Origin of the sequence: Polaromonas sp. (genome assembly GCF_030689685.1) — a bacterium.
GTDB lineage: Bacteria > Pseudomonadota > Gammaproteobacteria > Burkholderiales > Burkholderiaceae_C > Polaromonas.
Genome location: NZ_JAUYEY010000002.1, coordinates 1 through 8,783, shown reverse-complemented (window position 1 = coordinate 8,783; position 8,783 = coordinate 1). Strand labels below are relative to the sequence as shown.

The 8,783-nt window shown below is 59.7% G+C and carries 9 protein-coding genes and 2 pseudogenes; 7 read left to right on the top strand and 4 right to left on the bottom strand.

All coding sequences use genetic code 11. From position 1 onward, the window contains the following. The 5 genes from Q8O29_RS00215 to Q8O29_RS00195 all read left to right on the top strand — a co-directional run. A partial coding sequence (locus tag Q8O29_RS00215; protein ID WP_305560045.1) for a hypothetical protein occupies positions 1–203 on the top strand: 203 nt, incomplete at its 5' end. Next, the gene (locus Q8O29_RS00210; RefSeq protein ID WP_305560044.1) at positions 184–1,707 is read left to right on the top strand and encodes a circularly permuted type 2 ATP-grasp protein; all 1,524 of its coding nucleotides are present in this window, start codon (positions 184–186) and stop codon (positions 1,705–1,707) included. The genes Q8O29_RS00215 and Q8O29_RS00210, both read left to right, overlap by 20 nt. 3 nt (positions 1,708–1,710) lie before the next feature. Beyond that, on the top strand, positions 1,711–1,872 hold the full coding sequence (locus Q8O29_RS00205; RefSeq protein ID WP_096699763.1) for an alpha-E domain-containing protein: 162 nt from the start codon (positions 1,711–1,713) through the stop codon (positions 1,870–1,872). A 16-nt stretch (positions 1,873–1,888) separates the two neighbouring features. Then, positions 1,889–2,848: an alpha-E domain-containing protein gene (locus Q8O29_RS00200; RefSeq protein WP_305560043.1), complete on the top strand. Its 960-nt coding sequence runs from the start codon at positions 1,889–1,891 to the stop codon at positions 2,846–2,848. A 45-nt stretch (positions 2,849–2,893) separates the two neighbouring features. Next, complete coding sequence (locus Q8O29_RS00195; protein WP_305560042.1) at positions 2,894–3,703, top strand: transglutaminase family protein; 810 nt, start codon at positions 2,894–2,896, stop codon at positions 3,701–3,703. 223 nt (positions 3,704–3,926) lie between these two features. Here Q8O29_RS00195 and Q8O29_RS00190 read toward each other — a convergent pair. After that, a pseudogene (locus tag Q8O29_RS00190) lies at positions 3,927–5,290 on the bottom strand (MBL fold metallo-hydrolase). A gap of 106 nt (positions 5,291–5,396) precedes the next feature. Between Q8O29_RS00190 and Q8O29_RS00185 the strand changes: the two are divergent. Further along, positions 5,397–5,507: pseudogene (locus Q8O29_RS00185) on the top strand (class II aldolase/adducin family protein); the annotation flags it as partial. A gap of 35 nt (positions 5,508–5,542) precedes the next feature. Here Q8O29_RS00185 and Q8O29_RS00180 read toward each other — a convergent pair. Beyond that, a complete protein-coding gene (locus Q8O29_RS00180) occupies positions 5,543–5,992 on the bottom strand; it encodes a hypothetical protein (protein ID WP_305560041.1) in 450 nt (149 codons plus the stop codon). 44 nt (positions 5,993–6,036) lie between these two features. After that, the gene (locus Q8O29_RS20315; protein WP_371134112.1) at positions 6,037–6,168 is read right to left on the bottom strand and encodes a TraR/DksA family transcriptional regulator; all 132 of its coding nucleotides are present in this window, start codon (positions 6,166–6,168) and stop codon (positions 6,037–6,039) included. Between Q8O29_RS20315 and Q8O29_RS20310 the strand changes: the two genes are divergently transcribed. Continuing rightward, entirely contained in the window at positions 6,115–6,423 is a 309-nt protein-coding gene (locus Q8O29_RS20310) for a hypothetical protein (RefSeq protein ID WP_371134113.1), read from the top strand. The two genes, Q8O29_RS20315 and Q8O29_RS20310, sit on opposite strands and share 54 nt — an antisense overlap. Before the next feature lie 635 nt (positions 6,424–7,058). Here the strand turns inward: Q8O29_RS20310 and Q8O29_RS00170 are convergent. Next, positions 7,059–8,324, bottom strand: a complete 1,266-nt coding sequence (locus Q8O29_RS00170) for an MgtC/SapB family protein (protein ID WP_305560040.1) — start codon at positions 8,322–8,324, stop codon at positions 7,059–7,061. Positions 8,325–8,783 lie beyond the last annotated feature (459 nt).

The following is an 8,783-nucleotide window of genomic DNA, read 5'->3' as shown; positions in this document are numbered from 1 at the left end:
AAGCGAAAAGTGGCCCCGGCGAGGACAGTTTTTGCCGGGTTTGCAGCGCCATAGCCGTAGCTATGGGGCAAAAAGCCGGTGAAAAATGGACCGTCGCGGCCGCTTTGCAGCCGACGTTCCTTCTGCCGCCCAGGCTCCTAGGAGCCTGGGCAATGCAGAAGAAACCTGACGGAGACCAAGCTGATGAGCGGACCGAAGTTTGACGAGATGAACGCCGCTGACGCGGCGGGGGTGCGGGCTCATTACCAGAGCTACCAAAGCTGGCTGGCCCGGCAGCCGGATTCGGTCATGCAGGCCAGGCGCGCAGAAGCCGAGATGATCTTCCGCCGCGTCGGCATCACGTTTGCGGTGTATGGCGACAAGGACGACGGCAATTCAGAGACCGGAGGCACCGAGCGCCTGATCCCCTTTGACCTGATTCCGCGCATCATCCCGGCCCACGAGTGGGCCAGCATGGAACGCGGCTTGATCCAGCGCGTCACCGCACTGAACCGCTTCATCCACGACGTTTATCACGACCAGGAAATCATCAAGGCCGGCGTGGTGCCGTCCGAGCAGATTTTCCAGAACGCGCAGTTCAGGCCGGAGATGATGGGCGTGGATGTGCCGGGCAACATCTACTCGCACATCAGTGGCATCGACATCGTGCGCGCCCCCAACGCCCAGGGCGAGGGTGAGTACTACGTGCTGGAAGACAACCTGCGTGTGCCCAGCGGCGTGAGCTACATGCTGGAAGACCGCACGATGATGATGCGGCTGTTTCCCGACCTGTTCAGCGAAAACCATGTTGCTCCGGTTGCGCACTACCCCGACTTGCTGCTTGAGACCCTGCGCGACAATTCGCCGGCGCACCGCGCCGAACCGACGGTGGTGGTGCTGACGCCGGGCATGTACAACTCCGCCTATTTCGAGCACGCCTTTCTGGCCCAGCAAATGGGTGTGGAGCTGGTCGAAGGCCAGGATCTGTTCGTCAAGGACAACTTTGTCTACATGCGCACCACGCGCGGCCCGAAACGTGTCGATGTGATTTACCGCCGGGTCGACGACGACTTCCTCGACCCGCTGGCCTTCCGCCCGACTTCTACCCTGGGTTGCGCCGGTCTGCTCAATGTCTACCGCAGCGGCAATGTCGCGCTGTGCAACGCCATCGGCACCGGTGTGGCCGACGACAAGTCGATCTACCCCTATGTGCCGAAGATGATTGAGTTTTATCTCGGTGAAAAGCCCGTCCTCAACAACGTGCCGACCTACATGTGCCGCAACCCGGACGACCTCCAATACACGCTGGCCAACCTGAAAGACCTGGTGGTCAAGGAAGTGCACGGCGCCGGCGGCTACGGCATGCTGGTCGGGCCGGCAGCGACGCAGGCCGAGATTGAAGACTTCCGCAAGGCGCTGCTGGCCAATCCGGCCGGCTACATTGCGCAGCCCACGCTGAGCCTGTCCACCTGCCCGACCTATGTTGACAGCGGCATTGCGCCGCGCCATATCGACCTGCGGCCTTTTGTGCTCAGCGGCAAGAGCGTGCAGATGGTGCCGGGTGGCCTGACGCGGGTGGCGCTGAAAGACGGCTCGCTGGTCGTCAACTCATCCCAGGGCGGCGGCACCAAGGACACCTGGGTGCTGGAAGACGCCCACGCCCCGGCGCACTCGCAGTCCCAATCGCAGTCGGGGCAAACCCAGACCCAGTCGCAGGCAAGGAGTTAAGCCATGCTTTCAAGAACCGCCGATCACCTTTTCTGGATGTCCCGCTACACAGAGCGTGCCGGCGACATGCCGCAGGCATTCGCGGGGATGACTCATCAATTGCGCGAAGCGCTTGTGACGTCATCACCAAAACACGCCAAGCGCGCCAGCGCTTTCGGTGTTTGAGGCAAGGAGTTAAACCATGTTGTCACGAACTGCTGATCATTTGTTCTGGATGTCACGCTACACCGAGCGTGCCGAAAACACCGCGCGCATGCTGGACGTCAATTACCAGACTTCGCTATTGCCGCAGTCGACCGGCGTGGCACAGGTTGGCTGGCAAGGCTTGCTGAGCATCAGCGAGCTGTCGCCCGACTATGAAAGCAAATACGGCGCGGTCAGTGCCCGCGATGTGATGGACTTCATGGTGCGCGACGAAAAAAATTCGTCCAGCATCATCTCGTGCCTGAAAAACGCGCGTGAAAACGCCCGAGCAGTGCGCGGCACCTTGACCACCGAAGTCTGGGAAACGCAGAACCAGACCTATCTGGAAATTTTCCGCATGTTGCGCAATGGCGACTTCGAGCGCGACCCTGGCCAGTTTTTTGAATGGGTCAAGTTCCGCTCGCACCTGTCGCGCGGCGTCACCGTGGGCACCATGCTGCAGGACGAGGCGCTGCATTTCATGCGGCTGGGCACTTTTCTGGAGCGCGCCGACAACACCGCGCGCCTGGTCGATGTGAAGTTCCACGCGGTGCAGAGCGATTTTTACGGCGCGGCCAGCGAGAAAGACCAAGAGTACGACTTCTACCACTGGAGCGCGATTTTGCGCAGCGTCAGTGCTTTTGAAATTTACCGCCGCGTGTACCGCAACGTGATAAAGCCCGAACGGGTGGCCGAGCTGCTGATCCTGCGCGCCGACATGCCGCGCTCACTGGCTGCCAGTCTGCACGGTGTGGTGAACAACCTGCAGATGGTGACCGATGACCAGACCTGCGAAACCGTGCGCCGCGCCGGCAAACTTTATGCCGACCTGCAGTACGCCCGCATCGACGAAATTCTGGCCACCGGCCTGCATGCCTACCTGACGCAGTTTCTGGACCGTGTGAACGAACTCGGAGTCTGCATCAGTCGCGATTTTCTGGTTCTGGCGACGGCTTGATTCCACGATGGTGATGTCCGTGCTGCCTCGCTGCTGGGTCGGATCATGAAGCTGCACGTCCGACACACCACCCGCTACCGCTACACCGAGCCATTGCGTTACGCGCTGCAAACGCTTTGGCTGACGCCGCGTTCCGGTCCGTCGCAAACAATTGCTTTCTGGAGCCTGGGCGCGCCGGGTGAGTTGCACGCGCAGCGCGACGGCTGCGGCAACAGCATCCACTCCTACACCTTTGTCGGCGAAGTGGCAGACCAGGTGACGGGCAGCCTGGTCAATGCTGCGGGCCAGGTCGATACCCTGGGTGTTGCGCAATTCAGCGACGACGAAATGATGCCGCACCCGGCGTTTTTTCTTCGGCCCACCCAGCTCGCGGCTCCGCATGCCCAACTGGCCGAATTCGGCCGGCGTTTTGTTACCGGCGACGCTGCGGACCTGCCGGCGTTGCTGGCCCTGAGCCAAGCCGTCGCTGATACCGTGCGATACAAAAAAGACAGCACCAGTGTCGAGACCACGGCGCTGCAGGCCTTTAACGCCGGCGCCGGCGTCTGCCAGGACCAGGCTCACGTGATGGTGGCCATCTGCCGCAGCCTGGGGATTCCGGCGCGGTATGTCAGCGGCTATTTTTACGCTGCCAATGAACCCGACCTGGCCAGCCACGCCTGGGCAGATGTTTGCCTGGATGTGGCCCGCCGGCGCTGGGGCAGCATCGATGTCACCCACAGTTGCCTGATTGACCAGCGCCATGTGCGGCTGGCGGTGGGGACCGATTACAACGCCTGCCCGCCGATCAAGGGCGTGCGGCAGGGCGGGGGTAAAGAGTCCATGACGGTGGACATAACGATTACGCCGGTTTGAACGGGCTTGCAACAGGCTGAAGCTTGGGCGATGGTTTCAGCAACGCGAAACCTGTAATCAGTGGCGAAAATTTTGCAGGACCTGCCCCGGCATTTCACGCATGTTGTCCAAGCTGAGTCATTCCAATTCGCATTAAAAACGATAACTGCGTTGCTTGGCCTTGCCGTGCTGTAGCGCTGTCTGCGGCGTCGCGCCTTGTTCTCGCTTCTAATGCGAATTGGAATCAGGTGGGCCAGGTCGAACCATGTTCCGGCACCATGGCACGCCAGCCCAACTCATGCTTGATGCGTTTGCGAAGTTCGTCCGATGGGCCCGATTCACCGTGAACCACATAGACCTGGTCAGGGGCTTGGGGCATGGTGCGCAGCCACGCCAAAATCTGGTTTGCATCGGCATGGGCAGAGGCAGATTGCAGTTGCACGACTTCGGCTTTAACCTCCACATCACGCCCATGAATACGCACGGATTTGGCGCCACTGGCTAGCGTGGCGCCCCGTGTGCCGGGCGCCTGAAACCCGGTCAGGATGATCATATTGCGGTGATTGCCCGCGTAAACGCGAGGTGATGCAACACGCGTCCGCCGGTGGCCATGCCGCTGGCCGACAGAATGACCATGGGTCCATGCCGACCGGCCAGAGCGTGTGATTCATCGGTGCTGTTGACCATGGTGGCCGAGTGCGTCAGTGCGTGTGTGTCCTTGCTGCTGAGCCGATGTTCCCCCTGATGGTGTTCAAACAAATGGGTGGTTTGCACCGCCATCGGACTGTCCAGAAAAACGGGAAGCGACGTGGGCAGGTCCCCACGCACCTTGAGGAGGTGAATGGCGTGCAGCAGGGCTTGTGCCCTTCCAACGGCAAACACCGGCATAACCGCCACGCCGCCACGCTTGGCCAGTTTTTGCAAAGCCGGCCCCAATTCGGCAAGCACGTCTTCCTTCGGGTGTTCGCGGTCCCCGTACGTGGACTCGATCAATACTGTATCGGCCGCTGGTGCTTCTGAAGGGGGATTCATGATGAGGTCATCGGGCCGACCCAGATCGCCGGAGAACAGAATGCGTCGTCCGGCAACCTCCAGCAGCACACTGGCCGCACCCAGGATATGCCCGGCCGGGGAAAAGGTGGCGCGCCAGCCGGGGATGGGTGCAAAGCTCTTGCCGAAGTTGATCGCCTTGAACCGGGGCAGGCAATCCAGCGCATCCTGCCGTGTGTACAGCGGCAGGGCTGGCGCGTGTCTGGAGAAGCCATGGCGGTTGGCAAACTCTGCATCTTCTTCCTGGATGTGACCGCTGTCGGGCAGCAGGATGCGGCACAGGTCCCGCGTGCCGCTGGTGGCGTACACAGGGCCCGAGAAGCCTTCTTTGACCAGCAGGGGCAGGTAGCCGCTGTGGTCCAGATGGGCATGGGTCAGCAGCACCGCGTCAATCTGGTCAGGCGCTACAGCCAAGGAGGTCCAGTTACGCAGACGAAGCTGCTTGTAGCCCTGGAACAGGCCGCAGTCCACCAGCAGACATTCGTCGCCATGGCGCACCAGATATTTGGAGCCGGTGACGGTGCCCGTACCGCCCAGAAAAGTAATCTTGACACTCATTTAAGCAGCTCCCGGTTTGTTGATGCCACGGCTCAACCATGCACAAAAAAATTCCGCGAGGTCATTTGCATTCTTCGCAACATTCGTTGGTCATCACTTTTCCTGACCTGAGCGTGCCCGTCATAGCCGCGAGCACGTGGGCAGCGAACACATCGGCTGGTTGCACTTCCCGGCGATTTCCGATCAACTGGTCGAAACCCAACCTGACATGTTTGACTCAACCGCAGGCCCCCGCTTTTATGGCCCGATATCTCAACCGTGCGCCGGGTCGCCTTGCATCTTGTCGAACTTGAGGAAATACTGGCGGGCCAGGGCCACGAGCTGCGGATCGGTCGGGTGGTCCGTAGTCACCACTCCGGCGATGGTCTTGCCCACCGCCTTGGCGTTGTTCTTGCAGTAGTCGTGGAACTCGTTCTTGGTCTGGCCCGGGCCGGTCAGCAGGATTTCATGCACGCCTTCGAGCTCCTTGGCTACCTGCTCGAAGTAGTCCTTGCCGGTTTCGGCATGGCCACCCTGGGGCGTGTGGCGGCCGCTGGCGCTGTCGCCGCGTCCGTGCATCAGTTGATGGGATCCCACATGCCCGCCCGTGGCCTTGTGGTGCGTGCGTGACTTGATACGCTGGGATTCGACGTGTTCGCGATCAAACATCAGCACATGCGCTTCGGAACCGTCAATCCAGACAACGGCGTGGTAGGTGGTCATAAATTTCTCCCGGGGATAAGTTTGGAAAAGTGATGCGACGGGGCTCAGGCAGTTGCCGACTTGCCGTGGCTGTGTTCGCTCTTATCCTGGCAGTCGATGCAGCGCGCTGCTTCAGGTGCAGCATGCAGCCGCGGGACAGGAATCTCAACGCCGCAATCCGCGCACTGACCATACACATCGTCTTCGATGCGCTTCAGGGCTGCGTCAACGACGGCGAGTTCGGCGGTTTCACGCGCGTCCAGCGCAAATTCCAGATCGCGTTCGGTGGTCACCTGTGCCCTGGAATCCTCGGGTCGCCCGAAGTGCTCGGCCGATGCCTCGGCACGGCCAACAGTGCCGCCGCGCAGGCTGGCAATCTGGGCCAGCAGGGTCGCACGCTGCTCCAGCAGCTACTTCTTGAATGGTGCGGTGAGTTGTCTGTTCATGAATAAAAAACCTCCGTAGATGGATGAACCAATCATGCGCTGCATGGTATTACTCGTCTTTGACTTAAGTCACGGAAAATACAGGGTCAGGGTCTTGCATTGCACCATTCCGACCATCCACTCCAGCAACCTAATTTGAATGAAAATCAACACAAACCCATACACCTACTGCGCAAGCAGCTCTTAATTTGATAGCGATTTTTGTCTTAATTGATTTTTGCAAGCTCTGCCGACCGCACTGCGCGGTGTCCATGAGGCAGTAGGCGTGGCAAACCCGGTTGTAGCGCGACAGACTTGGCCGAAGAGCGCCAGCCACTGCTTTCGAACAATGTCGTTCAAATAAATAGGCTCACGCCTGTCGCCCCGAGATGCGATGTGCTGCAGACCGCCAGAAAACTCAACGCGCAATGGTCTTGGCTTGGGCTCGTGCTATGGAAGTGGATGTTGCAATGCAAGACCTGACCCAATACTGTGCGCTTAAGCCCGTTCGTCCTAAGCTTATCGAAGGGTGAATGGGCTTCGACAAGCTCAGCCCGAACGGCTAACCGAACAGCATTGAGACCTGACCCCGTAACTCTGTGATCCCGTGACTTTTTCGTCACTCGTTTGCGCGGTTTAATTATTTTCCATACTCAAGAAAATCACCGCGTCAAAACCAGCAGCGCGAGCCCGATGCCCGCTGCAGTGGCGATCATGCCCACGGCACAACGTCTGGCCAGCAGGGGGCCGCCGATAAAAAATACCAAACCCAGTTTGAAGCCGATGTTGGACATGATCCCGAGGGAAATCGCCGCCACTGTTTCGGTGGCCTGCAGCTTGCCGAGCTCGAACAGGCGCAGACTGGACAAGGTGATGGCGTCCACATCGGTCAGTCCGGACACCAGCGCGACCACATACAGGCCGCCGTTGCCGGCGATATCCGACAACCATGCGGCGAAAAGCAGCACCACCGCATAAAGCAGGCCGAAGCCCACGGCGGTGCGAATCTCTGTGGGGTTGCTGACTTCCGGCATCAGTACTTCACTTTGCTGGTTCAATTTGTGCCACCAGTAGGCAGTCGCTCCGAGGCCGAGCGCCAGTCCGCTGCCCAGCACCGGCAACAGTTGCGGCAGCACGGAGGGGGAAACCACTGCGCTGACGACTGAAAGCCTGACCAGAACAACCAGATTGGCGAGCAAAATCACGACCACCGCAGGCCCGGCCAGTCCTTCGTTGTCCCTGCTGTGGCGTGCATAAACCAGCGTCGTGGCTGTGCTAGAAGCCAGCCCGCCGAACAAGCCCAGCAGCGCGGCGCCGTTGCGCTGGCCGACAAAGCGCAAAGCCACATAGCCAGCCAGACTGACACCAGAGATCAGCACGACCATCAGCCAGACCTGGTAGGGGTTGAGGGCGCCATAGGGGCCGTAATTCCGGTCTGGCAGCACCGGCAGAATAATGAAAGTCAGTACCGCGAACTGCAGCATCGACGTCAAGTCGCGTCGGCTCAGGTTCCGGGTAATGCCGTGCAACTCGGCCTTGAAGTAAAGCAGCATGGTGGTGACAATGGCCAGCATCACAGCCAGGGTGGAATAGCCATGCCAGATCATCGCCCCCAGGCCATAACACATGACGATGGCAGCCACGGTGGTGGTGCCGGGATCGGCGCTTTCTTCCCGCTCGCGCAAATACGCGGCAATGGTCATGAGGCCGATGACCAGCAGTCCGCCTGTCAGTAACCACGGCGAGGAGGTTTTTTCCGACAGCATCGCCGCGACAGCGCCAAACAGGGCAACCAGGGCAAAGGTGCGCAAGCCCGCCTTGGCAGCCGGACTGCGTTCACGTTCCAGACCGATCAAAAGGCCGATGGCGAGGCTGGTGATGAAGCGGGGCAGGTATTCGAACTCACCCTGCAGGAGGTCGATGTTCATTGAGTCGGCGGTCCTAAATCAAGAGGGGGTATACGGCGCCACATCGAGAAAAAAAGTTCTCTGCATTGCGACATTCAGAACACCCATTCGAACCACTGAGTTTAAGTGAAAACCCACGGAATCCCCTGCCAATACTACGTCACAAGCTCTCAATTTCATAGCGATTCCAGTTTTAGTCGATCTTTGCCAGTTTCGCCGATAGGCGACGTCCCGGCAATTACCTGGGTGACTTTTGGCGACTGACTCTGCTTCCACGCCAAGTGCTATGACCCATCCACCACGGGTGCGTATGGCGAAATTAACAAAAAAAACGGTTTGGAGGCAAACTACTGCTGCCTGAATGCGACCTGCCTCAAACCTCACGAGCTGGCTTGTTATTGATTTTTTCCAAATACACGGGCAGTGAATTGGACCGTCTTCGCCCTCGCCCTCCGGGAGAGGGTTGGGGGTGAGGGATTG